This window comes from Cupriavidus sp. SHE, assembly GCF_000812445.1.
In the GTDB taxonomy this organism is placed as follows: domain Bacteria; phylum Pseudomonadota; class Gammaproteobacteria; order Burkholderiales; family Burkholderiaceae; genus Cupriavidus; species Cupriavidus metallidurans.
Genome location: NZ_JWMB01000049.1, coordinates 117,341 through 142,139, shown reverse-complemented (window position 1 = coordinate 142,139; position 24,799 = coordinate 117,341). Strand labels below are relative to the sequence as shown.

At 65.3% G+C, this 24,799-nt stretch carries 20 protein-coding genes; 10 read left to right on the top strand and 10 right to left on the bottom strand.

Annotated elements, in window-relative coordinates:
* Nucleotides 1–106: 106 nt before the first annotated feature.
* The gene (locus tag RN01_RS23715) at nucleotides 107–3,610 is read right to left on the bottom strand and encodes a pyruvate carboxylase (RefSeq protein WP_024569747.1); all 3,504 of its coding nucleotides are present in this window, start codon (nucleotides 3,608–3,610) and stop codon (nucleotides 107–109) included.
* Nucleotides 3,611–4,155: 545 nt separating this feature from the next.
* Between RN01_RS23715 and RN01_RS23710 the strand changes: the two genes are divergently transcribed.
* Nucleotides 4,156–4,473: a hypothetical protein gene (locus RN01_RS23710; RefSeq protein WP_008650745.1), complete on the top strand. Its 318-nt coding sequence runs from the start codon at nucleotides 4,156–4,158 to the stop codon at nucleotides 4,471–4,473.
* A gap of 58 nt (nucleotides 4,474–4,531) precedes the next feature.
* Here the strand turns inward: RN01_RS23710 and RN01_RS23705 are convergent, their stop codons facing one another.
* A complete protein-coding gene (locus tag RN01_RS23705; RefSeq protein WP_024569748.1) occupies nucleotides 4,532–6,211 on the bottom strand; it encodes a thiamine pyrophosphate-binding protein in 1,680 nt (559 codons plus the stop codon).
* A 249-nt stretch (nucleotides 6,212–6,460) separates the two neighbouring features.
* On the opposite strand from RN01_RS23705, the gene RN01_RS23700 reads away from it, so the two are divergent.
* From RN01_RS23700 to RN01_RS23680, 5 genes are read left to right on the top strand one after another with little or no spacing between them, the layout of a single operon-like run.
* Nucleotides 6,461–7,462: a tripartite tricarboxylate transporter substrate binding protein gene (locus tag RN01_RS23700; RefSeq protein WP_008650742.1), complete on the top strand. Its 1,002-nt coding sequence runs from the start codon at nucleotides 6,461–6,463 to the stop codon at nucleotides 7,460–7,462.
* Nucleotides 7,463–7,464: 2 nt separating this feature from the next.
* Nucleotides 7,465–8,559 (top strand): malate/lactate/ureidoglycolate dehydrogenase, encoded by a 1,095-nt coding sequence (locus tag RN01_RS23695; protein WP_017514286.1) that lies wholly within the window; start codon nucleotides 7,465–7,467, stop codon nucleotides 8,557–8,559.
* A 15-nt stretch (nucleotides 8,560–8,574) separates the two neighbouring features.
* A complete protein-coding gene (gene garL / locus RN01_RS23690; protein WP_011516361.1) occupies nucleotides 8,575–9,360 on the top strand; it encodes a 2-dehydro-3-deoxyglucarate aldolase in 786 nt (261 codons plus the stop codon).
* Nucleotides 9,361–9,383: 23 nt separating this feature from the next.
* Complete coding sequence (locus RN01_RS23685) at nucleotides 9,384–10,295, top strand: 2-hydroxy-3-oxopropionate reductase (RefSeq protein WP_024569749.1); 912 nt, start codon at nucleotides 9,384–9,386, stop codon at nucleotides 10,293–10,295.
* Nucleotides 10,295–11,230, top strand: coding sequence for a LysR substrate-binding domain-containing protein (locus RN01_RS23680; protein WP_011516359.1), 936 nt, complete (start codon nucleotides 10,295–10,297; stop codon nucleotides 11,228–11,230). The genes RN01_RS23685 and RN01_RS23680 overlap by 1 nt, the downstream gene beginning before the upstream one ends.
* A 57-nt stretch (nucleotides 11,231–11,287) precedes the next feature.
* Here RN01_RS23680 and RN01_RS23675 read toward each other — a convergent pair whose 3' ends face one another.
* A complete protein-coding gene (locus RN01_RS23675; protein WP_024569751.1) occupies nucleotides 11,288–12,502 on the bottom strand; it encodes a monovalent cation:proton antiporter-2 (CPA2) family protein in 1,215 nt (404 codons plus the stop codon).
* 272 nt (nucleotides 12,503–12,774) lie between these two features.
* Here RN01_RS23675 and RN01_RS23670 point away from each other — a divergent pair, with 272 nt between their 5' ends.
* On the top strand, nucleotides 12,775–13,260 hold the full coding sequence (locus RN01_RS23670; protein WP_008649594.1) for a GFA family protein: 486 nt from the start codon (nucleotides 12,775–12,777) through the stop codon (nucleotides 13,258–13,260).
* A gap of 117 nt (nucleotides 13,261–13,377) precedes the next feature.
* Here the strand turns inward: RN01_RS23670 and RN01_RS23665 are convergent, their stop codons facing one another.
* Nucleotides 13,378–14,442, bottom strand: a complete 1,065-nt coding sequence (locus tag RN01_RS23665) for a porin (RefSeq protein ID WP_008649596.1) — start codon at nucleotides 14,440–14,442, stop codon at nucleotides 13,378–13,380.
* A 218-nt stretch (nucleotides 14,443–14,660) separates the two neighbouring features.
* Between RN01_RS23665 and RN01_RS23660 the strand changes: the two genes are divergently transcribed.
* Both RN01_RS23660 and RN01_RS23655 read left to right on the top strand, forming a co-directional pair.
* Nucleotides 14,661–15,353 (top strand): response regulator, encoded by a 693-nt coding sequence (locus RN01_RS23660; RefSeq protein WP_024569752.1) that lies wholly within the window; start codon nucleotides 14,661–14,663, stop codon nucleotides 15,351–15,353.
* Nucleotides 15,350–16,804 (top strand): sensor histidine kinase, encoded by a 1,455-nt coding sequence (locus RN01_RS23655; RefSeq protein ID WP_017515534.1) that lies wholly within the window; start codon nucleotides 15,350–15,352, stop codon nucleotides 16,802–16,804. Before RN01_RS23660 ends, RN01_RS23655 begins: the two co-directional genes overlap by 4 nt.
* Here RN01_RS23655 and RN01_RS23650 read toward each other — a convergent pair.
* Entirely contained in the window at nucleotides 16,704–17,192 is a 489-nt protein-coding gene (locus RN01_RS23650) for a MarR family winged helix-turn-helix transcriptional regulator (RefSeq protein ID WP_024569753.1), read from the bottom strand. The two genes, RN01_RS23655 and RN01_RS23650, sit on opposite strands and share 101 nt — an antisense overlap.
* A 137-nt stretch (nucleotides 17,193–17,329) precedes the next feature.
* On the opposite strand from RN01_RS23650, the gene RN01_RS23645 reads away from it, so the two are divergent.
* Nucleotides 17,330–18,874 carry a DHA2 family efflux MFS transporter permease subunit gene (locus tag RN01_RS23645; RefSeq protein ID WP_035835076.1) on the top strand — a complete coding sequence of 515 codons (1,545 nt, stop codon included), beginning with the start codon at nucleotides 17,330–17,332 and terminating at the stop codon, nucleotides 18,872–18,874.
* A gap of 33 nt (nucleotides 18,875–18,907) precedes the next feature.
* Here RN01_RS23645 and RN01_RS23640 read toward each other — a convergent pair whose 3' ends face one another.
* From RN01_RS23640 to RN01_RS23620, 5 genes are read right to left on the bottom strand one after another with little or no spacing between them, the layout of a single operon-like run.
* Nucleotides 18,908–20,407 (bottom strand): aldehyde dehydrogenase, encoded by a 1,500-nt coding sequence (locus tag RN01_RS23640; protein ID WP_017515564.1) that lies wholly within the window; start codon nucleotides 20,405–20,407, stop codon nucleotides 18,908–18,910.
* Nucleotides 20,404–21,660: a Zn-dependent hydrolase gene (locus tag RN01_RS23635; RefSeq protein WP_024569755.1), complete on the bottom strand. Its 1,257-nt coding sequence runs from the start codon at nucleotides 21,658–21,660 to the stop codon at nucleotides 20,404–20,406. Before RN01_RS23635 ends, RN01_RS23640 begins: the two co-directional genes overlap by 4 nt.
* Before the next feature lie 13 nt (nucleotides 21,661–21,673).
* The gene (locus RN01_RS23630; RefSeq protein ID WP_011516350.1) at nucleotides 21,674–22,747 is read right to left on the bottom strand and encodes a histone deacetylase family protein; all 1,074 of its coding nucleotides are present in this window, start codon (nucleotides 22,745–22,747) and stop codon (nucleotides 21,674–21,676) included.
* 47 nt (nucleotides 22,748–22,794) lie between these two features.
* Nucleotides 22,795–24,498: a thiamine pyrophosphate-binding protein gene (locus RN01_RS23625; RefSeq protein ID WP_024569756.1), complete on the bottom strand. Its 1,704-nt coding sequence runs from the start codon at nucleotides 24,496–24,498 to the stop codon at nucleotides 22,795–22,797.
* Nucleotides 24,495–24,794, bottom strand: a complete 300-nt coding sequence (locus RN01_RS23620) for a cupin domain-containing protein (protein WP_017513027.1) — start codon at nucleotides 24,792–24,794, stop codon at nucleotides 24,495–24,497. Before RN01_RS23620 ends, RN01_RS23625 begins: the two co-directional genes overlap by 4 nt.
* Nucleotides 24,795–24,799 lie beyond the last annotated feature (5 nt).

Below are 24,799 nucleotides of genomic sequence, written 5' to 3'. Positions count from 1 at the left end.
ACGCTCCACGACGGAGGTTTCCTTCGTCATTGCAGGCCCGCCTTGGCGGGCCTTTTTTGCGTCTGGCCGAATGCCCTTCCCTTTAGCGCCCGCCCCCTTCGACCCTTTAACCCTTCAACTCGATCAGCAGATCCTTCGCTGCCACGCGGTCGCCAGGCTTGACGTGCACGGCAGCGATCTCGCCGTCGCGATCGGCCGCGATGTGGGTCTCCATCTTCATCGCCTCCAGCGCGAGCAGCGTCGTGCCGGCTGCCACGCGCTGCCCGGGCTGCACCGCCACGGTCACGATCGAGCCCGGCATCGGCGCGGCGATGTGCAACGGGTTCTCGGGATCGGCAACCTGGCGGCCCTGTCGGGCCGTGGCCACGCTGACCGTACTGCGCTGCTCGATCAGGGCCGTGCGCGACTGGCCGTTCAGCTCGAACTGGACCTTGATCACGCCCTCTTCGGCGTCGGGGTGGGTGCCTTGCAGCGAGACGAGGAGCGTCTTGCCCGCCGCAATGTCGACGGCCACTTCTTCCTGGGGCTGCAGGCCGTACAGATAGGCCGGAGTCGGCAGTACCGATGTATCGCTATAGGCACGCACATGCGCGTGGTACTCGACCGTCTGCTTCGGATACATCAGGTACGACGCCAGTTGCATGTCATCGAGCGGCTGTTCGCAGGCCGCCTCACCCTGTGCGCGGACGGCATCGAGATCGACGGCCGGGATCAGGTCGCCCGGACGGTACGGCGCGGGCGGCTCACCTCGGAGAACCTTGCGCGAAAGCTCGGCGGGGAAGCCATCCGGCGGGAAGCCCAGTTCGCCCTTGAACAGCGACACCACGGATTCGGGGAATGCCACTTCCTTGTTCGGATCGCACACATCCGCTGCCGTCATATCGTTGGCCACCATCATCAGCGCCAGATCGCCAACCACCTTCGACGTAGGCGTCACCTTCACGATGTCACCGAACATCCGGTTGACGTCGGCGTAGGCGCGCGACACTTCTGTCCAGCGATGCTCGATACCAAGCGAGCGAGCCTGCTCGCGCAGGTTCGTGTACTGGCCGCCCGGCATCTCGTGGCGATAGACGTCGGCAGTACCAGCGCGAATTTCGGACTCGAACGGCGCGTAGTAGCGGCGCACGCCCTCCCAATACATCGACGCTTCGTGCAGGCGGTCCAGACTGAGCCCGGGATCGCGCTCGCTGCCGGCCAGCGCGGCGACGATACTCGACAGGTTCGGTTGCGACGTGAGCCCGCTCATCGCGTCCAGCGCGCCGTCGACGGCATCGCAGCCCGCCTCGATCGCGGCCAGTGCCGATGCCGCGGAAATGCCGCTGGTATCGTGCGTGTGGAAATGCACGGGCAGCCCGGTCTCTTCCTTCAGCGCCTTGACCAGCGCCGCCGCAGCCTGGGGACGGCAGATACCCGCCATGTCCTTGATGCCAAGCACGTGCACGCCAGCGCGTTGCAGTTCGCGGGCAATGCCCACGTAGTACTTCAGGTCGTACTTGGGACGGGAGCCGTCGAACAGATCGCCCGTATAGCAAATCGCGCCCTCGCACAGCGCGCCGGTTTCGCCTACGGCGTCGATCGCCACGCGCATGTTGCGCACCCAGTTCAATGAATCGAACACGCGGAACACGTCCACGCCGGCACTGGCGGCCTGCTTGACGAAGAAACGCACCACGTTGTCCGCGTAGTTCGTGTAACCGACGGCATTCGAGCCGCGCAGCAGCATCTGGAACAGGATGTTGGGCACGCGCTCGCGCAGTTGCGCCAGGCGCTGCCACGGGTCTTCCTTCAGGAAGCGCAAGGCCACGTCGAACGTGGCGCCGCCCCAGCACTCCATCGAAAACAGTTGCGACAGCTCGCTGGCGTAGAACGGCGCGATCGGCAGCATGTCCGCCGTGCGCATACGCGTAGCGAACAACGACTGGTGCGCATCGCGCATGGTGGTGTCAGTCAGCAGCACCTGCTTCTGATCCAGCATCCAGCTTGCGAATTTCTCCGCGCCCAGCTCGCGCAGTCGATCGCGCGTGCCGAGCGGAAGCGGTCTGGTGGTGTCGGTAGCCGGCAGGACAGGCCTCGGAAGCGGCAACTGCGGCACCGCGCGGCCCGTCATTTCCTGATGACCGTTGATGCTGACGTCGCCCAGATAGCTCAGCAGCTTGGTGGCGGTATCACGCCGTTTCGTGAAGGCCAGCAGCTCCGGCGTCAGGTCGATAAAGCGCGTGGTGACGTCACCGCTCCCAAACGCGGGATGGTTGATGACGTTCTCCAGGAACTGCAGGTTAGAGGACACCCCGCGAATGCGGAACTCGCGCAGGGCGCGATCCATACGGCGGATCGACTCGGCGGCCGTCGGCGCCCAGGTGGTGACCTTGACCAGCAGGGAATCGTAGTACGGCGTAATCACCGCGCCACCATAGGCGGTGCCGGCATCCAGGCGCACCCCGAAGCCGGCCGCGCTGCGATACGCGGTGAGTCGGCCATAGTCCGGCAGGAAGCCATTCTCAGGGTCCTCGGACGTGATCCGGCATTGCAGCGCGTGGCCATTGAGCGGAATCTGGGCCTGCGGCGGCACGCCCGCCGCGCGCGTGGTGATATCGCCGTTCGCGTCGAGCGTGTCTTCGGTCATGCCGATCCGGCCGCCTTCCGTGACGCGGATCTGCGCCTTGACGATGTCGATCCCCGTGATCATTTCGGTGACCGTGTGTTCCACCTGGATACGTGGATTGACCTCGATGAAGTAGAACTTGTTCGTGTCCGCATCCATCAGGAATTCCACCGTGCCAGCGTGCGAATAGCCGACCGCGCCCATCAGGCGCAGCGCCGCGTCGCACAGTGACGCGCGACCGACAGCGTCCATGTATGGCGCAGGCGCGCGTTCGATAACCTTCTGGTTGCGCCGCTGCACCGTGCAGTCACGCTCGTGCAGATGCACGAGATTGCCGTGCGTGTCGCCCAGGATCTGCACCTCGACGTGGCGCGCATTGCGCACCAGCTTCTCCAGGTACACCTCGTCGTTGCCAAACGCAGCCAGCGCCTCGCGACGGGCCGCCGCCAGCGAAGGCTCCAGGTCCTGTTCACTCTCCAGCACCCGCATGCCACGGCCGCCACCGCCCCAGCTTGCCTTGAGCATCAACGGATAGCCAATGCCGGCCGCCAGGCGCTTGCACTCGGCCAGATCGAGCGGCAGCGGATCGGTCGCCGGCATGACGGGCACACCCGCCGCAATGGCCGCATTACGCGCCGCCACCTTGTTGCCGAGCATCCGCATGACTTCCGGCGATGGCCCGATCCAGCGAATGCCGGCGTCGATGACCGCCTGGGCGAAGTCCGGGTTCTCGGACAGAAAACCATAGCCCGGGTGAATCGCGTCGACCTTGGCCTGCCGCGCGATCCGCAGAACGCCTTCGATATCGAGGTAAGCCGCCAGCGGCTTCTTGCCGTCGCCAACCAGATAGCTTTCATCGGCCTTGAAGCGGTGAAGTGCGAGCCGGTCCTCTTTCGAGTAGATGGCGACTGTGCGGATGCTCATCTCGGCGGCGGCCCGCATCACGCGAATCGCGATCTCGGAACGGTTGGCAATCAACAACGACTTGATCGGGGCGAAGTCCATGGGGCATGCAACCTAAGCGAACAGGCCAGGCGTGGGGACACGCGATGGCCAGAAGTCAGAAGACGGCGGTGGGCAGGTCCTGCCCTCGCCGGAGAAGTCGAAGATCAGCCCGTCGGCACTGCACGGTGAGCGGGATTGACGATCAACTTGCGCGCGCATTCACGTGTGCGTCTGCTGGGGGCGAAAACGCAAAAAGCGGGCCACAAGGCAACGCCGCGCGTATCTCGTTGATTTGTCAGGAAATATCAATCGCAGTGGTTTGATGCGATGGTTTCAGGAATGAAATTCATAAGTTCAATCATGAAACCCGCCATTTCTGAGCGACACCGATTGATCCCCAGCTTCATGGCACTGGACTGCAGGGCAGTTATGGGCACTATTTGCCGCTATCTCCCCTATTTCGGGACGTTAAGGGGGGCGAAGGCTGATGCCGGCCACCCCACGACCAGGATCCCTATACTGCCTCCCTTGAAAATTCCCGATCACTGTATATATTTACAGTAACTGTATGGATGAACAGTCCCAGGAATTCTCGGAGGTATCAGATGGAACACCTGATCCGTGTGCAAAACGAATACGACCGACAGGTACTGGTGTGGCTGCGAGGCCGGATTGGCGATGCCGCCCTGATGTCTGCCGCCCGGCGCGTCGCGGCGGATGGGAAGAAGCCTTATCTTTCCACCATCTGCCGGCTGCTCAATATCCGGGCGCCATCGCGCCGAAGCTTCGCCGAGGAAGCGCGCAAGACCCATCGCGCCGTGGGCGAGCGCTATCTGGCGCAGATTCGCCAGATCCTGAACCAGCCGGCTGCCCAAATGAAAACGGCCGGACACGAAGTCCGGCCGCAGGCAACGCTCTTCTAGGATCAGTCGGAGCAACCCAACCTTTCCGACGTTTCCGACCTTATTGGCCGATCCGATTTCAGGTCGGCATTTCGGTCACCCGCATGGCGGGCGTAATCTGAAGCGGGTCAGTCAACAGTTCCAGCACGGCTGGCTTGCCGGCATTGCGGGCCCGCTCGAAGGCCGCCGCGAAATCCTCGGTTTTCTCCACGCGCTCTGCCCAAGCGCCGCAGGCGCGTGCCATGCCGACGAAATCCGGATTGACGATCGTCGTGCCGCTCTGACGGCCCGGGTAGCGGCGCTCCTGATGCATCCGGATCGTGCCGTACATGCGGTTGTTGACCACCACCACGATCAGGTTGACGCCATGCGCCGCAGCGGTGGCGATCTCCTGCGGGTACATCAGGAAGCAGCCGTCGCCGGCCAGACAGACCACGGTCTTTTCGGGATGACGCAGCTTGGCCGCGATCGCCGCCGGCAGGCCATAGCCCATCGCGCCACAGGTCGGCGCCAGCTCTGTACGGGGGCGCTTGTAGGCGTAGAAGCGGTGGAGCCAGACGGCATAGTTGCCTGCACCGTTGGTCACGACCGAATCCTCGGGCAGCACGCTGCTCAGGTGCGAAATCGCGGCGGACATATTCACGCCGCTCAATTCTGAATGCGGCTTCGGCGGTGTGACAAAGGCCTCGTGATCCGCGCGCGCGCCCGCCGTCCACGACTTCCACGGTACCTGCGCTGGCGGCTGCAGCGATGCGAGCATCGCCGCGCCGGGTTCCACCCCGGCATGGATCGGCAGCGCGGCCTGGTAGACGCGACCCAGTTCGAAGCTGTCGGCATGGATATGCACGAGCCTCTGCTTCGGACGCGGCACATCGAGCATCGTGTAGCCATCGGTAGCGATGTCCCCGAGGCGCGTGCCGAATGCGACGATCAGATCGGCGGTTTCCACGCGCTCGGCAAGCTTCGGATTGACGCCCAGGCTCAGGTGCCCGACGTAATGCGGATCACGATTGTCGAGCACGTCCTGGCGGCGGAAGGCGCAGGCCACCGGCAAATCCCATGCGTGCACGAAGGCCGCGAAGTCGCGCACAGTGGCTTCCGTCCAGTTGGCGCCACCGGCGATCACGAGCGGACGCTCCGCCGCGCGCAGGGCCGAGGCCAGCGCCTGGGCATCTTCGGCACGCGGGGCCGCTGCCACCGCGCGATACGGCGCTGCGTCGACGCACTCCACCATGTTGTCGAGCACGTCCTCCGGCAATGCCAGCACCACCGGACCGGGACGGCCCGACGTAGCCACCTGGAAGGCACGGGCCACCATCTCCGGAATCCGCGCGGGATCGTCGATCTCGGCCGCCCACTTGGCCATCGAGCCGAAGACCGCGGCGTAATCCACTTCCTGGAACGCTTCCCGTCCCTTGTGCTCGCGCGCGATCTGGCCAACGAACAGGATCATCGGCGTGGAATCCTGCGCGGCGATATGCACGCCGCAGCTTGCGTGCGTGGCGCCCGGCCCGCGCGTCACGAAGCAGATGCCGGGACGCCCGGTCAGCTTGCCGTCCGCCTCCGCCATGTTGGCGGCCGCCCCTTCGTGCTTGGTGACGATCAGGTCGATCGCCGGCTGGTCATGCAGCGCGTCCAGAACATCCAGAAAGCTCTCCCCCGGCACGCAAAAAATGCGCTCGGTGCCGTGGATGCGAAGTTGATCGACGAGGACACGTCCGCCAGTGCGGGCGACGGGGGAAGAAGCGTTAGCGGTCATATCGAAAGCCTGCGATGGAATGTCTGCGATTGTTCCGTTTGACGCGCGCCCTCGCGCGGTCTATCGTGCATTTCTGTTATGCGGATTTTGCAAGTCAGCGTGGCACTCGCGCGTGTAGATTTGCTGGCGAGGCGCGGAACAAGACGCCCGGATCTGTCCACGGAACCGACAGGCAGAACAAGAAGAAAACACAGCGAATATCGTACCGCAACGCCGTACCCACCCGTTCGCGTAACAGGAGACAACGCAATGTTTTTCACCCATCGTCGGATGCGGCCCATGCTGGCCGTGCTTTGTGCCGGATGCATGACCATCGCCACGCAGGCCGGCGCGCAGTCTGCCGATCACTGGCCCAGCAAGCCCATCACCTACGTGGTGCCATTCGCGGCGGGTGGCACTACCGATCTGCTGGGCCGCCTGATCGGGCAGCGCCTGTCGCAGACGCTGGGCCAGTCGATCGTGGTGGAAAACCGCGCTGGCGCGGGCGGCAACATCGGTTCGGACTACGTGGCCAAGGCCGCCCCCGATGGCTATACCCTGCTCGGCGGCACGATCAGCTCCCACGCGATCAATATCAGCCTGTATCCGAAGATGCCGTATGACCCGGTCAAGAACTTCCAGCCTGTGGCACTGATCGGCACCCTGCCGAACGTGCTGGTGGTCAATGCCAACAGCCCATGGAAGAGCGTGCAGGACGTGATCGCCGCGGCCAAGGCCAAGCCGGGCTCGGTCAACTTCGGGTCGTCGGGCAATGGCACGTCGCAGCATCTGGCAGCCGAACTGTTCGCCAACATGGCCGGGCTGCGCATGACCCATGTTCCCTACAAAGGCAGCAGCCAGGCTGTGCAGGCGCTGCTGGGCAACCAGGTCGACATCGTGTTCGAGAACAGCGTGGCGGCGATGCCGATGATCCAGGCCGGCAAGTTCCGCGCGCTGGCCACGACGGGCGCAAAGCGCGCGCCGGAACTGCCCGACGTGCCGACCATGGCCGAGTCCGCCCCCGGCCTGTCCGGCTATGAAATCGTGTCATGGCAAGCGATCTTCGCGCCGGCTGGCACACCGATGCCGATCATCAACAAGCTCTCCGGCGAGATTGGCAAGATCATTCGCCAGCCCGATGTGCGCAGCAAGCTGGCAGGGATGGGCATCGAACCCTCGGGCGCCGGCCCCACCGAACTGGGCAACTTCCAGAAAAGCGAAGTTGCCAAATGGGCAAACCTGATCAAGGTGGCCAATATTCACCTGGAGTAAGCATGAGTGAACACCGTATTCCGACCGCCGGCCTGCATCAGTGGGTGGTCGATCTCTGGCTGGCGGCAGGCTCCGATGCCCGCGAGGCCCGGCTGACCGCCGATCACCTCGTGGGCGCCAACCTGTCGGGCCACGACTCTCACGGCGTGGGGATGATCCCGAAGTACGTGATGTCGTGGCAAGGCGATCAGCTCCAGCTCAACCAGAAGGTCAGCGTGGTGCACGAATCGGGCGGCATCCTGAGCCTGGACGGCAATCGCGGCATGGGCCAGGCGGTGACCGAACAGGCCATGGGGATGGGCATCGAACGTGCCCGCGAGCATGGTGTCTGCGTGCTTGGCCTGCGCCGCTCGCACCATCTGGGCCGGGTCGGCCACTGGGCCGAGCAGGCCACGGCAGCCGGCATGATCTCGATCCATTTCGTCAACGTCCTCTCCAAGCCAATCGTCGCGCCACACGGCGGCTACGACGCGCGCTTCGGCACCAATCCGTTCACGATCGGCGTGCCGCTACCCGCGCAGCCGCCTCTGGTGCTCGACTTCGCCACCAGCGCCATCGCGCTTGGCAAGGTACGCGTGGCCCACAACAAGGGCGTGCCGGTGCCGCCGGGCTCCTTGATGGACCCGAACGGCCACCCCACCGACGACCCCTCGGTCATGTTCCCGGGCGCCGGCGGCCCGCAGGGCGCGCTGCGCACGTTCGGCGAGCACAAGGGCTACGTGCTGGCCGTGATGTGCGAACTGCTCGGCGCGGCGGTGACCGGTGGCCATACGATCCGTCCGGAGACGCTCACGCACGAACATGCGGTGTGGAACAACATGCTGGCGATCATCTTCGATCCGGCACGACTGGGCAGCAGCACCACCTTCGGCCACGAGGTCGAGGCGTTTGTCGAATGGGTCAAGGCGTCACGGCTGCAGCCAGGCAATGACCAGATCCGCCTGCCCGGCGACACGGAACGCGAATGGCGCCGCACCCGCGCCGATTTCATCCCCGTGGACAGCAGCACGCTGGCCCAGCTGGACGATGCCGCCGCTCGCGTGCTGCAGGCGCGTGGCAAGTCGCCGGGGCCGGTCTCCGCGCTGGCGACCGATTGAACCAGGAGCAACCGCATGACCCAACATCTGCCGCAGATCACCCCCTTGCCAAACCGTTTCCGGGCCGACGTGCTCGCGCGAAAGCGCCTGATTGGCCTGTGGAGCTCGCTGGGCCAGCCCGTGACCACCGAGATCATCGGTCTGGCCGGATTTGACTGGCTGCTGCTCGACGGAGAACACTCGCCCAATGACGTGCTGACGTTCATGCCGCAGCTCATGGCGCTCAAGGACAGCACCAGCGCGCCGGTGGTTCGCCCGCCGTGGAACGACCCAGTGATGCTCAAGCGGCTGCTCGATATCGGCTTCTACAATTTCCTGATTCCGTTCGTGGAATCGGCGGAAGAAGCCCGTCGTGCCGTGCGCGCCACGCGCTACCCGCCTGACGGCATCCGTGGCGTCTCCGGCGCGCAGCGCCAGAACCGCTATGGCACGTTGCCGGACTTCTTCAAGACCATCAACGACAATATCTGCGTGCTGGTACAGATCGAAAGCCGCAAGGGCGTGGAAGCGGCCGACGAAATCTGCGCGGAACCCGGCGTTGACGGCATCTTCATCGGCCCCAACGACCTGGCCGCGGCCTACGGGCATCTGGGCAACCCGAACCATCCTGAGGTGCAGGCAGCCGTGCGGCAGATCTATGAAGCAGCTAACCGCGCCGGCAAGGCCATTGGCACGCTGACGCCCGTGGAAGCCGACGCCAAGCGCTACCTGGACATGGGCGCGCATTTTGTTGCGGTGGGTATCGACAACGCACTGCTGCGCGACGCGGCACGCGCGTTGCGCGAGCGCTTTACCGTGTGAACCCCCTTCAACCGGATATCGACATGAGCAAGATCGGATTTATCGGACTCGGCGTAATGGGCAAGCCCATGGTGCTGCATCTGCAAACGGGCGGCCACGCCGTCCATGCTCATACGCGCAGCGGTGTGCCGCAGGCGTTGCTGGATGCGGGCGTCCAGTCGTGCGCCAGTGCGGCCGATGTGGCGCGGCAGGCCGACGTCATCTTCCTGATGCTGCCGGACACCCCCGACGTCGCCCGCGTGCTGTTCGGCGAACAGGGCGTGGCCGAGGGCCTGTCCCCGGGCAAGATCGTAGTGGATATGAGCTCGATCTCGCCAATCGAGACGCGCGAATTCGCGGCACGCATCGAGAAGCTCGGCTGCGACTACGTCGACGCGCCAGTTTCCGGCGGCGAGGTTGGCGCGAAGGCCGCCACGCTGTCGATCATGGCCGGTGGCAAGCAGGATGTTTTCGACAAGGTGCTGCCGCTGCTGCAACTGATGGGCAAGAACATCACGCTGGTCGGCAATGCCGGCGACGGACAGGTGGCCAAGGTGGCGAATCAGGTCATCGTCGCGCTGACGATCGAAGCTGTCAGCGAGGCGCTGGTGCTGGCTGCCAAGGCCGGCGCCGATCCGGCACGCGTGCGGCAGGCGCTGATGGGCGGCTTTGCGAGTTCGCGCATTCTGGAAGTGCACGGCGAGCGCATGATCAAGCGCACCTTCGAACCGGGGTTCCGCATCGAGCTACATCAGAAGGACCTGAATCTCGCGCTGTCCACTGCCAAGGCGCTCGGTTTGGGCCTGCCTAACACCGCATCGTGCCAGCAACTGTTCAACGTGTGCGTGGCGCAGGGCGGCGCGGGCTGGGATCACTCGGGACTGGTCAAGGCGATCGAGCACATGTCGTCGTTCGCGATCGGTGACAAGCCGACCAACGCTCCGACCAAAGGCTGATGTCGGCACTGAACTCCGACGATCTCGCGTGCTTTATCTGCGTGGCCAACACGCAGAGCATTTCGCGCGCGGCGCTGGAACTGGGCGCGGACCAGTCGACCGTGAGCCGGCAGATCGCTCGGCTCGAGGCGTCGCTGGACACGCGCCTGTTCCATCGCAGCGGCCGCGGCGTGGTGCTGACCGAAGCGGGCAATACGCTGCTGGGCTACGCGCGGCAGGTGGCCGCCACGCTGACCGAGGCGCGCGCCGCCGTGCGCGCCTCGACCGCCCAGGGCCCGGCACAGCTTGTGATCGCGGCTCAGCCGACCATCGCCAACACCGCCTTCGCGGCCATCGGCACCGCGCTAAAGACACGCTTTCCGGCAACAAAGCTGCGTTTTGTGGAAGGGCTGGCCAGCCCTATTCTGGCGTGGCTAGCCGCCGGAGAGATCGACGTCGCCCTGCTCTACCTGCCTGAGCAGCAAGGCGCGCTCAAGGTCGACATCTTGCTCGAGGAAGACCTGACACTGGTCACGCCCACGTCGTGGAGCCATCTCGGGCCGACGTTCCAGGCCCGCCGCCTGGGCGAAGTGCCCATGATCCTGCCCAGCACCGGGCACGGCCTGCGCGTGCTGGCCGAATCGCTGGCCGCACGGGTCGGCACCACGCTGAACATGGCGCTGGAATGCGATGCGTCGAACACGGTGTCGATGCGGCTCGTCGAGGACGGTTGTGGCGCGACGCTGTTGCCATTCGCCGCAGTGGCGGACCGCGTCGCGCAAGGCCGCCTGCATTCCGCGCGGCTGGTCGATCCGGTGGTCACCCGCCAGGTAGCGCTGGCCACGGCACGGAACCGGCCACCTGTGCCGGAACTCTGGGACATCATGCAGACGGTGCGGCTTTCGGTCCGGAATATCGTGATGTCGGGGGCCTGGCCGGGGGCGCGGCTGATCTAAGCCAGATGCGAGCCCCCTCGGGCCATCATCGTGCGGATATCCCGCGCTCATGCAGTGTCAATGCAGATCGGCATCCGGTGCGTCAGCATGGCGATTGGCGGCCGGCAGCGGACGCTCCACGTCCCTCGCCGTTTCCTTCTTGCGCAACGCCATCAGCAACAGCGGCGTAGCGGCCATGGATAGCGCCACCACGGCGGTCACGATGGACGCCTGCTCGCCATTCAACAGGCGTGCCGCCTCGGCCACGGCCATCACGACGAACGCGAACTCGCCACCCTGTGAAAGAAGCACCGCAAAGTAGACTCGGTCCCCACGCGGCAACTGAATCTGCCTTGCGAGGAAAAGCAGGCCTGATATCTTGGCGACCAGCAGCACCAGGAGCAGTACGGCAACGAGGAACGGCTTGCTTGCCAGGACATCGAACTTGATCGACATGCCCACGGCCATGAAGAAAAGGCCGAGCAATACGCCCTTGATGGGGCTGATGTCCGCCTCGATTTCCTCGCGGCAGTCGGAGCCCGCCAGCAACACCCCCGCCACGAACGCGCCCAGGGACATCGACAGATGCACGCTTTGCATCAGCAACGCGATGCCGATCACCCAGAGCAGCGCGAATACGGTCACCATGTCCCGCGTGCCGCTGCGTCGGATGATCGGCAACAGATACCGCAGCAGAATGGTTCCGCCAAACACCACGGCAGCCAGCATGCCCAGCGCCTCGAGCGCGACGATCCACCCCGCGATCGTGTTGGTAGTGGCCGGTGCGGGGGAAAGCAGCGGCAACAGCGCAATCATCGGGATGGCGGCCATGTCCTGGAACAACAGGATGCCAAAGCTCGCCCGGCCAATCGGCGCCTGCATCAGCCCGCGCTGCTCCAGAATCGCAATCACCATCGCCGTCGACGACAGGGACAGCGCGAAGCCGGCGGCAACCCCGACGCGCCAGTTCACCCCGAAAGCGATGAAAGCGAGAGCCAGCAGTACCGCGCAAAGCAGAACCTGGGCACCGCCGTGGCCAAAGATCGATCGCCGCAGGTTCCAGAGTTTTCGAACGTCCATCTCGATGCCGATGATGAACATCATCAGCATGATGCCGAGCTCGGCAATATGCAGCACGGCATTGACATCCGTGACGAACCCGAGCGCGGAGGGACCGATGAGCATCCCGGCGACCAGATAGCCGAGGACGGAACCGAACCCGAGCCTGATGGAGAGCGGCACCACCACAAGGGCCGATGCGAGGAATAGCACTGCCTGGAGTAACAATTCCATGGTTGCCGTCTTCCATGTCAGGTCAATCGGCCGGGTCTGATCATTTCAGTGGGAGAAATAGTCACCCGGTCGGCGCACCACTGGAGCCGCGTCGTTACATTCGCTTCGTGGCGATGAACGCCCCATCATATTCACGCCGGCATCCACTGACAATGCCTCTCTGGATCCAGGACGAGCCTTGAGCGTGACCCGAAATGCGGACGTTCCGCCTTGAATCCCCGCATCGCGTCACCCACACTGGATCACATCGACACCCCATTCCCGGAGGGTACATGCATCTCGAAGGCTCATGCCAGTGCGGCGCCGTGCGGTTCAGCCTGGAATCGGATTCGCCCTACCCGTTTATGCATTGCCATTGCTCGATCTGCCGCAAGACTGGCGGCGGTGGCGGATACGGGATCAATCTCGGTGGAGATGCCAGCACGCTGCGCGTGCGCGGCAAGACCCATGTCGGACGGTTTCACGCGGTCATACGCGAGCCCGGCAAGCGGCCGGTGCGATCGAAGGCGTTCCGGCATTTCTGCTTGAAATGCGGCAGCCCGCTATGGCTGTGGGATCCGCGCTGGCCTGAGCTGGTGCACCCGAACGCGAGCGCCATCGACACGCCGCTGCCGAAGCCCCCCGAAGTCATCGAGGCAGCGCTCGATTACGCAGCCCCCTGGGTCGACGTGCCACGCGGCAAGGGACACCGGCACGCCCGCACATGGCCGGCCGAGTCCCTGAGGGAATGGCACGAGCGGCATGGCCTGCTGGGCTGAAAAGAAATTCGGCTGGGCCGCAAACGCAAAAAAACGCAAAAACCGGCGGCGCGAGCCCCTCGCACCGCCGGGCGACCGTCCACCACGACGGTCGAAAACAACGATCAGAAAGCGAGATCAGAAGCGGTGCTGCAGACCCGCCGTCACGCCGACCTGGTTATTGGCATAGCCAATATTGTCACGCGAGACACTCACGTTCTGACCATTGCGCGCCTTGGCATAGCCGGCGGACAGATAGGCCATGGTGCGTTTGGAAAGATTGTACTGGGCACGCAGCGAGAACAGGATCGGATCTGCGTCGGTGTCGCCCTTGATGTTCTGCTTGTAGATCGCGCCGTACAGCGTGAAGGCCGGCGTGAAGTCGTACGCGGCGCCCAGCCAGTACATGTCGCTGAGCTGCTTGGCGGCCGACGTCGTGAACGTCTTGCGGTAGTTCCGGTAGCCCGCGTAGACGGACAGCGAACCGAAGTCGTAGCTGGCGCCAGCGTGGATGCCCTGGATGTAGTCGACGCTGTCAGCCGGCGTGGTGCTGGTGCCCGCGCCGTTCTGGCGATCCCAGGTCAGTGCTGCGGCAAACTTGCCAGCTTCATAGCCCACGCCCAGGTCGTACTTGGACGAGCTCTTGAAGCTGCCAGGCACTTCGCCCATCGCCATCGTGCCGCCCACCTTGACCGGACCGAACTTGCCGTCGTAGCGCAGCACGTTCGTGGAGCGGGAGAACATGCCGTCCTTGCGGCCGCCCGTGGCGGTGGCCGACGTGGCCCACGAATAGTTCGGCGCGTAACCCATCGGGTCGAACGGGAGCATGAAGTCATAGGTCGTGGTGAAGTCACGGCCCATGCGGATGCTGCCCAGCGTCTTGTCCTGCAGGCCCACCCAGGCGCGACGATCGAACAGCGTGTTGTCCGTGTCGAGCTTGCCGGTGTCGAGGGCAATGCCGGATTCCAGCGTGAAGATTGCCTTCAGCCCGCCGCCAAGGTCTTCAGTGCCGCGCAGACCCCAACGCGACGTGTTCTTGCCGCCCGACGTCATCTTGACCACCGAGCTGCCGGTTGGCCCTGCGTGGCTCACGTACTCGATACCCGAATCGACCAGACCGTACAGGGTCACGCTCGACTGAGCTGCTGCGCCACCCGATGCCACGCAACCCAACGTAGCCAGGGCCAATGCCTTCCGTTTCATACAAGTCTCCTTTGTCTGCTTGTAGTTGTGGAACGGCACGGATGGTATTTGGGCCTCACTTTCAGTTCGCTTTCGATTCGTGGGTATCTGCGGCGTGGGTTATGCACCACGATCGGGATTTCCCTAACTAGGCATACCGGACCCAATGCAGGTATCACTCGTCGCGCGACACTGGTTCGCCCGAGACAAGACTTAGACCTGCCCGCTGTATCCCTCCCATGCGTATCCTGCTTGCCGAAGACAATCTCAAACTGGCCGAATCACTGGTGGATTCCCTGAGCCAGAGTGGCTTTGCCGTCGACTGCATGCATGACGGCGCCAGCGCCGACCATCTGCTGACCACGCAGGACTACGCCCTGGCCATCCTCGACATCGGCATGCCCCGTCTGGACGGCCTGGAAGTGCTGCGTCGGCTGCGTCAGCGGCGCAACCCGGTACCTGTGCTGATCCTGACCGCGCATGGCTCGGTGGAAGACCGCGTGCGCGGGCTGGACCTGGGTGCCGACGACTACCTGGCCAAACCATTCGCGCTGAACGAACTGGAAGCCCGGGCGCGCGCGCTGATCCGTCGCAGCCACGGCCATGACCGCACCGCGCTTGAATGCGGCCCGCTGCGCTATGACAGCGTGAGCCGCGCCTTCACGCTGAACGGTGAACTGCTGCAACTCACGGGACGTGAACGCGCCGTGCTGGAAGTGCTGCTGATGCGCGATGGCCGTGCCGTCAACAAGGCCGCGCTGTCGGAGAAGATCTTCGGCATCGATGAGTCGGTCAATGCCGACGCCATCGAAATCTACGTCTACCGCCTGCGCAAGAAGCTGGAAGGCAGCGGCGTGAGCATCGTCACGCTTCGCGGGCTTGGTTATCTGCTGGAATCACGCGACACCGCCACGACGGACGTGCACCAATGAAAACAGGCAGCCTGAGGCTGCAGATCACGCTCTGGCTGCTGATACCGCTGCTGGGGCTGCTGGCATTCGACGCGTGGCTGACCGATCGGCGCGCGATGTCCGCGGCCCACCAGGCATTCGACCGCACGCTGGCCGCGTCGCTCAAGTCCATGCGCGAAGGGATTTCGCTGCGCGACGGGCGCGTCGAAGTGGAAATCCCCAATCTGGCCCTGGAAGTCTTCGACGCCGAGGATGGCTCGCGCGTCTACTACCAGATCCGCGACGAGCGTGGCACCACGATCACCGGCTATGAAGGGCTGCCGATGCCGGAAGGACCGGTGAATTCGCTCTATCGCACCCGGTTCTACGACGCCGAGTACCTTGGCGTGCCCGTCCGCATGGCAGCCATGCCACTGCCGCTGCACGACGTCCGCTCGGCCCGCACGCAAATGGTCTGGGTGCTGCTGGCCGAATCGACCGAGCCGCGCGAGCAGCTTGCCAGCGACATCCTGATCGGCTCGCTGCTACAGGAACTGATGCTGATCAGCCTGGCGCTGGGCATCGTCTGGCTTGGCGTGCGGCGGGGCCTGCTGCCGCTGCAGCGGCTATCCGACGCCATGTCCGCACGCGGCCCCGACGATCTGGAACCCTTGGAAGACACCGCGTTGCCGGTCGAAATGAAGCCACTGGTGGCCGCAGTGAACCAGTACGTGGCCCGGCTGCACCGCATGATCGAAGGCCGCAAGCGCTTCTTTGCCGATGCCGCGCACCAGCTCAAGACGCCGTTGGCCATCATCCAGGCCGAATCGGAACTCGCGCTGCGCGAGAAGGACCTGCCGAGCGTGCGCGCGCACGTCGAGCGGCTGCATGGATCCGTGCAGCAGGCCGCCAAGGAAGTCGCCCAGTTGCTGTCGCTGTCGCGGCTCGAACCAGACAGCGGCTACGCGCCCACGCTGCGGCGCCTGCGATTGGATGTGCTGGCGCAGAACGTGGCGCTTGAATGGGCGCCGCTGGCCCGGCGCGCGGGGGTGGACCTGGGTTTCGAGGGTCGCGGCCCAGCCGACATCGACGGCCAGACCGAACTGCTGCAGGAACTGCTTGGGAATCTGATCGACAACGCTATCCGCTATGCGGGCGCCGGCGCGATGGTCACGGTGCGCGTCGACGGGCATCGGCTGGCCGTGGAGGACAACGGTCCCGGCGTGCCCGCGTTCGAGCGCGAGTCGATCTTCAAGCGTTTCTATCGTGGAGAGTCGAGCGCCAGCCGCGATGGCAGCGGCCTGGGGCTGTCGATCGTGCGGGAGATCGCCCGCATTCATGGCGCCGCCGTCGCGCTGGAAAGCACGCCGGGCGGCGGCCTGACCGTGGTGGTTACTTTCCCTGCGCCTGTGCCTGCGCTTGCGCTTGCGCTTGCGTCTGGGCCAGGGCCGGCTTCGACAGATTCCCCCGGGCGCGCTGCAGAAAGCCGATGAATTGCTCCGCCTCTTCGGCGTTGAAGCCGTTGAGCGCCTCCGATGTCACCACATCCCCCACCTCGCGCGCGGCATGCAGTGCCTGCTCCGCCTTTTCCGTCACGCTGACCATGCGTTCGCGGCGGTCCGCCGGATTGGGCCGGCGCACGATCCAGCCACCCTCCTCCATGCGGTCCAGCAGTCGCCCGGCCGAAATCGGCGCCACTTCCATCAGGTCCGCCAGGCAGGCCTGATTGATTTCCCCATAGTGCGTCAGACACGCAAGCGCACGGTACTGCGCACGCGTCAGATCTAGCGTCGCGCGGGACAACTCGTCAAATCGCCTGCCGGTCAGCCGGCCAACGTCCGCCACGAGAAAGCCGAAGCGCCTTTCAAGATTTGTTTCCATCGCGCGATTATAGGGAGTCGGGGCGCTCGATCCGCTTTTCTGGCCGTCCATGACTCGCGTGATCGCCCAAAAACGCCAGTCCATGATTATAATAAGCACGCTTATTATTCTGCGCCAGCCCTTCCAGACTTCCCCCAATGTCCTCCGTGGTTTCCGCCTCGGCACAGCCCGCCGCTGCCCCGCTCAACCGGCCGATGATCACCCTTTCGATCATGCTGGCCACGCTGATCCAGACGCTCGACAGCACCATCGCCAACGTCGCCCTGCCGCACATGCAGGGTACGCTTTCGGCCTCGCAGGACGAAATCACGTGGGTGCTGACGTCCTATATCGTCGCCGCAGCCATCGCCACGCCGCTGACCGGCTGGCTGTCCGACCAGCTCGGCGTCAAGCGACTGCTGGCTATCTCCATCGGCGGATTTACCGTGGCTTCGGCGCTGTGCGGGATGGCGGACTCCCTCACCCAGATCGTCGCCGCGCGGCTGCTACAAGGGGTTTTTGGGGCGGCGCTGGTGCCGCTGTCCCAGTCGATCCTGCTCGATATCAATCCACCGTCGCGCCAGGGGCAGGCCATGGCCGTGTGGGGCATGGGCGTGATGGTCGGGCCGATTCTCGGGCCCACACTGGGCGGCTGGCTGACCGACAGCTACAACTGGCGCTGGGTGTTCTTCATCAACGTGCCGATCGGCCTGTTCGCATTGTTCGGCGTGCTGGCCTCGCTACCGAACCGCACCCCGGCGCGCAGCATGAGGTTCGACGCGTTCGGCTTCGCCACGCTGAGTCTCGCTATCGGGGCGTTGCAGGCCATGCTGGACCGCGGCGAACAACTTGACTGGTTCGGCTCGCTCGAAATCCGCATCGAGGCGCTGATCTGCGTGATCGCCTTCGCCTACTTCCTGATCCATACAGCCACAGCCGGCGAAAAGTCGTTCTTCCGTTCCGCGCTGCTCAAGGACCGAAATTTCGTCACCGGGGCCTGTTTCATCTTCGTGATCGGCGCGGTCATGTATGCCACCCGCGCGCTGCTGCCGCCGATGCTGCAGAACCTGATGGGCTATCCGGTGGCCACCACCGGGCTGGTTACCGCGCCAAGCGGGCTGGGCACGATGATCGCGATGATGCTGGCGGGCCGCCTGCTGCGGCGCGTGGATGCGCGGCTGCTCCTGCTGGCCGGCTTCCTGATCTCCGCCTTCGCACTGTGGCAGATGATGGGCTACACCGTGGTGCTGTCGATGTCGGATATCGTCGTACCGGGCATCATCCAGGGCTTCGGCCTGGGGCTCGTGTTCGTGCCGCTGTCGGCGCTGACGTTCTCCACACTGGAGCCGTCCCTGCGCGCCGATGGCACGGCCACATATAGCCTGATGCGCAATATCGGCAGCAGCATCGGCATCTCGCTGATCCAGACCATGATGACCCGCAACGCGCAGGTGGCGCACAGCGACCTGGTCACGCATATCAACCCGTACAACCCCGCGCTGCAGTCGATGCTCACGCATGGCTCGCGGATCGACATCGCGGTGCTGAACCAGACCATCAACCAGCAGGCGGCGATGATCGCCTATCTGAACGACTTCAAGGCGATGTTCATCGCCACCCTGGTGGTGGTGCCGCTGATCCTGATGATCCGCCCCGGCGCGAAGCACGCCGACGACAGCCTGGCGCACGCGGCGATGGATTGATGAGGTCGCCGGTGCGCCGACAGGCCGCAGCAACTACTCGAGCCGGATCCAGGTCGTCTTCAGGTCCTGGTACTTCTCCAGCGCGTGCAACGACTTGTCGCGGCCGAACCCCGACTGCTTGACGCCGCCGAACGGCACCGTGATATCGCCGTCCATGTAGCAGTTGACCCAGACCAGCCCGCTACGCAGCCGGCGCGAGACACGATGCGCGCGCGACAGATCCGACGTCCACAGCCCCGCACCTAGCCCGTACGCCGAGTCGTTGGCCATCGCCACGGCTTCGGCCTCGGTGTCGAACACGGTCACGGCCAGCACTGGGCCGAAGATCTCCTCCTTGACGATCGACAGCGACTGCGTCGGGCACTCGAAGATCGTCGGCTGGACGAACCAGCCCCCGGATTCGGCTCGCGCGGCCTGACCACCCGCACGCAGCCTTGCGCCCTCCCTCTGGCCGGCTTCCACATACGACATCACGCGGTCGAACTGCCGCCCGTCGACGATCGCGCCCATCGCGGAACGCGGGTCGAGCGGATCCCCCGGCTGCATGGCCGCCGCATGCGCCTCCAGCTTCGCCATGAACGTGTCGTAGATGCCGCGCTGCACGTAGAGCCGCGAGCCCGCGATGCAAATCTCCCCCTGGTTGTTGAAGATACCGATGGCGGCGGCCAGCGCGGCGCGGTCGAGGTCCGGGCAGTCGTCGAACACGATATGCGGGGACTTGCCGCCGCATTCGAGCCAGACGCGCTTGAGATTCGACTGGCCGCTATATTCCATGAACCGCTTGCCGGTAGCCGTGGAACCCGTGAAAGCCAGGCAGTCGACATCGGGATGGCGGCCCAACGCCTGCCCTGCCTCAGCGCCCAACCCGGGCACCACGTTGAAGACGCCATGCGGCACGCCAGCCTCTTCCGCCAGCGCGGCCAGGCGGATCGCGGTCAGCGGCGATTGCTCGGCGGGCTTCAGCACCACGCTGTTGCCCGCAGCCAGCGCTGGCGCCACCTTCCAGCTCGCCATCAGCAGCGGATAGTTCCACGGCACCACGGCCGCCACCACGCCAAGCGGCTCGCGCGTGATCGTGGCCAGCACCCCCGCATCGGTCGGCGCGATCTCGTCATAGACCTTGTCGATCGCCTCGGCATACCACGCATAGGTGCGTGCCGCTTCGGGGATGTCATAGAGCATGGTGTCGCCGATCGGCTTGCCCATGTCCAGCGTCTCCAGCAGCGCCAGCTCTTCCCGGTGCGTCTCGATCAGGGCCGCCAGACGCGATAGCACGGCCTTGCGCTCGCGCCGGGGCATCGCCGACCAGACCCCGGCCTCGAACGCGCGCCGGGCCGCAGCCACGGCACGGTCGACGTCCGCTGCGCCGCAGGCCGCCACACGCGCCAGTTGTTCGCCGGTGGCCGGGTTGATGCAGTCGAACGTCGCGCCATCGGCCGCGCTGGTCCACTGGCCGTCGATATAAGCGTGTGCCGGAATCGGCAGCGCCCGCGCCCGGCCCCGCCAGTATTCGAGATCCTTGAGTTCGCTCATTGGTCACGCCCCTTGCCCGCCTGCGCCACCATGGCGCCAAGCAATACGTTTGCGCCAGCCTCCAGATGCTCGGGCCGGGCGTCTTCCACCTCGTTGTGGCTGATGCCGTCCTTGCACGGCACGAAGATCATCGCGGTCGGCGCCACGCCGGCGATATACACCGCGTCGTGACCCGCGCCCGTCACGATGTCCTGATGGCTGAAGCCGCGTGCCTGCGCCTCTGCCCGGACGTGGCCAACCAGCTCCGGCGCGAACGGCGTGGGCGCGAAGTACTGCACATCCTCGATCTTCACGTCGAGCGCCGTTCCCGTAGTCTTGCCTTCGGCCAGCGCCGCGCAGGCCGCGCGGAAACGCGCATCCATCACCTTGAGTTGCTCCGCGTCCTGGTGACGCAGGTCCACCGTGAACGTCACCGCACCGGGAATCACGTTGCGCGAGGCGGGGTGAACGTTGACCACGCCCACCGTACCGCGCCCATGCGGCGCGAAATCGTTGGCGATGCGGATCACCTCCTGCATCACGTGCGTGGCGCCGTAGAGCGCATCGCGCCGCAGCGGCATCGGCGTGGGGCCTGCATGAGCCTCCATGCCGGTCACGGTCACGTCATACCAGCGCAGCCCCAGCGAGCCTGTGACCACGCCGATCACGTTGTCGGCAGCCTCCAGGATCGGACCCTGCTCGATGTGGGCCTCGAAGTACGCGCCCACGGGTCGCCCGCCAACCGGCAGCTTGCCGGCATAGCCGATCGCCTCCAGTTCGTCCGCCACGCGCTTGCCCGCCGTATCCGTGGCGTTCAGGGCCACTTCCAGCGGGAACACGCCAGCGAACACGCCCGAGCCCATCATCACGGGCACGAAACGCGTGCCTTCCTCGTTGGTCCAGATGGCAAGCTCCAGCGGCGCCTCCGTCTGCACGCCGTGGTCGTTGAGCGTGCGCATCACCTCCAGGCCCGCCAGCACGCCAAAGCACCCGTCGAACTTGCCGCCGGTGGGCTGCGTGTCGATGTGGCTACCGGTCATGACAGGCGACAGGTCATTGTTGCGGCCCGCGCGGCGGCCAAAGATGTTGCCCACCTGGTCCACGGTCACCGTCAGGCCGGCATCGCGCATCCAGCCTGTCACGAGATCGCGCCCCTGTCCGTCCAGCGCGGTCAGTGCCAGCCGCGCGTTGCCGCCCTTTGGCGTCGCGCCGATGGCAGCCAGATCCATCAGGGACTGCCAGAGCCGCTGGCCGTCGATGTTCAAAGTCGTCATGTGTACTCCTGATTCATGCCATCGCAGGCACGAAGCCCGCGAGAAACGCCTCCAGCGCGATGCCGATCGCATCCACTTCGTAACCGCCCTCCTGCACCACCACCGTCGGCACGCCCAGCGCGTGGATACGCTCGCCCACGCCCCGATAGGCTTCCAGCCCCACCTGCAGCACGCTGATCGGGTCGTGCTTGTACGTGTCGAAGCCAAGCGCCAGCACCAGCGCCTGCGGACGGTAGTCGCGCAGCGCATCGAGCGCGCTGTCCAGCGCCGACAGGAATCCAGCATCGCCTGTGCCGTGCGGCAGCGGGAAATTGAGGTTGTAGCCATAGCCCGCGCCATGACCGCGCTCGGTGGCGTAGCCCGTGTAGAACGGGTAGTAGCTGCTGGGGTCCGCGTGCAGCGAAATCGTCATCACGTCGGAACGCTGGTAGAAGATCTGCTGCGTGCCATCGCCATGATGGGCGTCCACGTCGAGCACGGCGACCTTGTCGAAGCGCTCCAGCAGTGTCTGCGCGGCGATCGCCGAGTTGTTGACGTAGCAGAACCCGCCTGCGCGGTCGGCGTGGGCGTGGTGGCCGGACGGCCGGCACAGCGCATAGGCCATGCCATTGCCGTCGTGCGGCGCGCACACATGCCGCGCCGCCGCCACCGCGCTATGCGCCGAGCGCAGGATCGACTGCCAGCTATGGGGCCCGAGCGGACAGCTCAAGTCGCCGAGGTAGTAGCCCGCTTCGGCAATCACGCTGCCCGATGGACACGGGCCACGCCGCGTCTTGTCGATCTTGCCGCTGTGATACGGCGAAAGGTTCGGCAGCACCTCAATGCCCGGTTCGAGCGTAGGCGTTGCCTGCGCCATCCAGCGCTCGAACGCGCTGGTCAGGAAATCGAGGTACGCCGGGCTATGCACTGTTTCCAGCGGCGCGCGGCCGTAGTCGGGCGGCGCGACGAGTTCGATACCACGGGCGTCGAGCGCCCGCTGGAGCACGGCGGCGCGGGCCGGTACGTCGGTCGGCTCGCACAGCCGGCCTGCGCGCATGAACTGCCGAGGCTGGTGCAGCAACTGGTCATCCGAGAAAAAGGCGCGCATGGTGGGAATTACGGGTGGTTCCGTCGGTTGTCGTCGTGTTGCGTCGCTCAGGCGGATTGCCGCGCCAGCGCTGCGGCACGAATGCCGGAGAGCGTGACGCCGGGCGCGATGCCATCGGGTTCGTAGCGCAGCTCGATCAGCGCGGGAAGTTGCTCGCGATTGGCGAATTCCAGCGCCCGGGCAAAGGCGGGGGCGAAATCCTCATCGCGATCCACCACTTCGCCGTGGCCGTGATACGCCTTGACCAGCTGGCTGAACTCGGGATTGTCGAAGCCGAGCGCAATCGTCCGGCCCGGGAACTCGCGTTCCTGATGCGCGCGGATCGTGCCCCACATGCCGTTGTTGAAAACCAGGATCACGATGCCCAGCCGATACTGCATGGCCACGCCGAGTTCCTGCAGGTTCATCTGGAAGCAGCCATCGCCCGCGTAGCAGACCACGGTACGCGACGGATCCTCGAGCTTGGCCGAGATTGCGGCCGGCAAGCCGTAACCCATCGACCCTACCGTCGGCGCCAGGCTCGTGCCCACGCCATGGAAGCGGTGATAGGCGTGCGCGAACAACGCATAGTTGCCCGCGCCGACAGTGATGCAGGCATCGTCCGGCACGTGGTCGCGCACGTGGCAGGCCACCCGGTTCAGGTTCAACGTGCCGGGCGCGTCCTTGGGCTCCTGCTCCGCAAGGAAGTTGGCATTGGCCGCCGTCACCGCCGTCATCGCCTCTCGGGATACCGTCTGCGCCGGAGATAGCTGCGCCACGGCCGCCGCAAACGACACCACATCGGCGGCAATCGGCAACGTCGGACGGAATACCCGGCCGAGTTCGTCCGGATCGGGATACACGTGCACCAGCTTCTGCCGTGGCTGCGGGCTTTCCACCAGCGTGTAGCCTTCCGTGGTGGCCTCGCCCATGCGCGTGCCCACGGCGATCACCAGATCCGCTTCGTGAATCCGCTGGCGCAGCGCATCGCCCATCCCCCAACCGACGTGGCCGGCGAAGTTCGGATGTCCGTTGTCGAAGCATTCCAGACGTCGCCATGCCACCCCCACGGGCAGGCCGAAGCGTTCGGCAAAGCCTTCGATCTGCCGCATGGCCGTGGGCGTCCAGCCCGATCCCCCGACCAGCAGGAACGGCCGCTTCGCGCCCGCCAGCAAGGTGGAGAGCTTGTCGAGCGCCACCGGCGTCGGGGCGCCGTGGACGCGCTCATAACGCGGCATGTCGGCGACCGTGGCGCGGCCCCAGAGCGTGTCCTCGGGCAACGCCAGCACCACCGGACCGGGACGCCCGCTGGTTGCCACCGCGTAGGCTCGCGCCACGAACTCGGGGATCCGGTCCGTGCGATCGATCTGGGCCACCCACTTGGCCATCTGGCCGAACATGCGGCGGTAGTCGATCTCCTGGAATGCCTCGCGCTCGTAGAAGTCGTTTCCAACCTGACCGACGAACAGGATCATCGGTGTGGAGTCCTGAAACGCCGTATGCACCGCGATGCTCGCATTGGTCGCACCCGGGCCGCGTGTGACAAAGCAGACGCCGGGCTCGCCCGTCAGCTTGCCGTAGGCCTCCGCCATGTATCCGGCGCCGCTCTCCTGCCGGCAGACGATCGGTGTGATTGCGTCCTGATGGTCGTAGAGCGCGTCGATGCACGGCAGATAGCTCTCGCCCGGCACCAGGAACACGCGCTTCGTGCCCTGGATGCGCAGTTGTTCGACCAGAATCTGGCCGCCATTCCGTTCGCGTGGCGCGCTCATGCCTGGTCTCCGCGCTTGATTTCGATTTCGACGAACACGCATTCACCGTCATGGGCGTTGATCACGTTGTGCTCGACGCCGGCTGTCCGGTAATAGGCGCGCCCGGCCACGAGCTGGCTCGTGACCTCGCCCTCCGGCGTCTGCAGCAGCAGCGGCCCGGTGGTCATCGGCACCACCACATAGTCATAGCCATGGCGGTGATGCCCGGTTTCGGCGCCCTTGGCGAAGCGCCATTCGGTCACGGCCACACGGTCGTTGTCGACCTGGACGGTCGGTACTGCCTGGGGTCGGGTCATGTCAG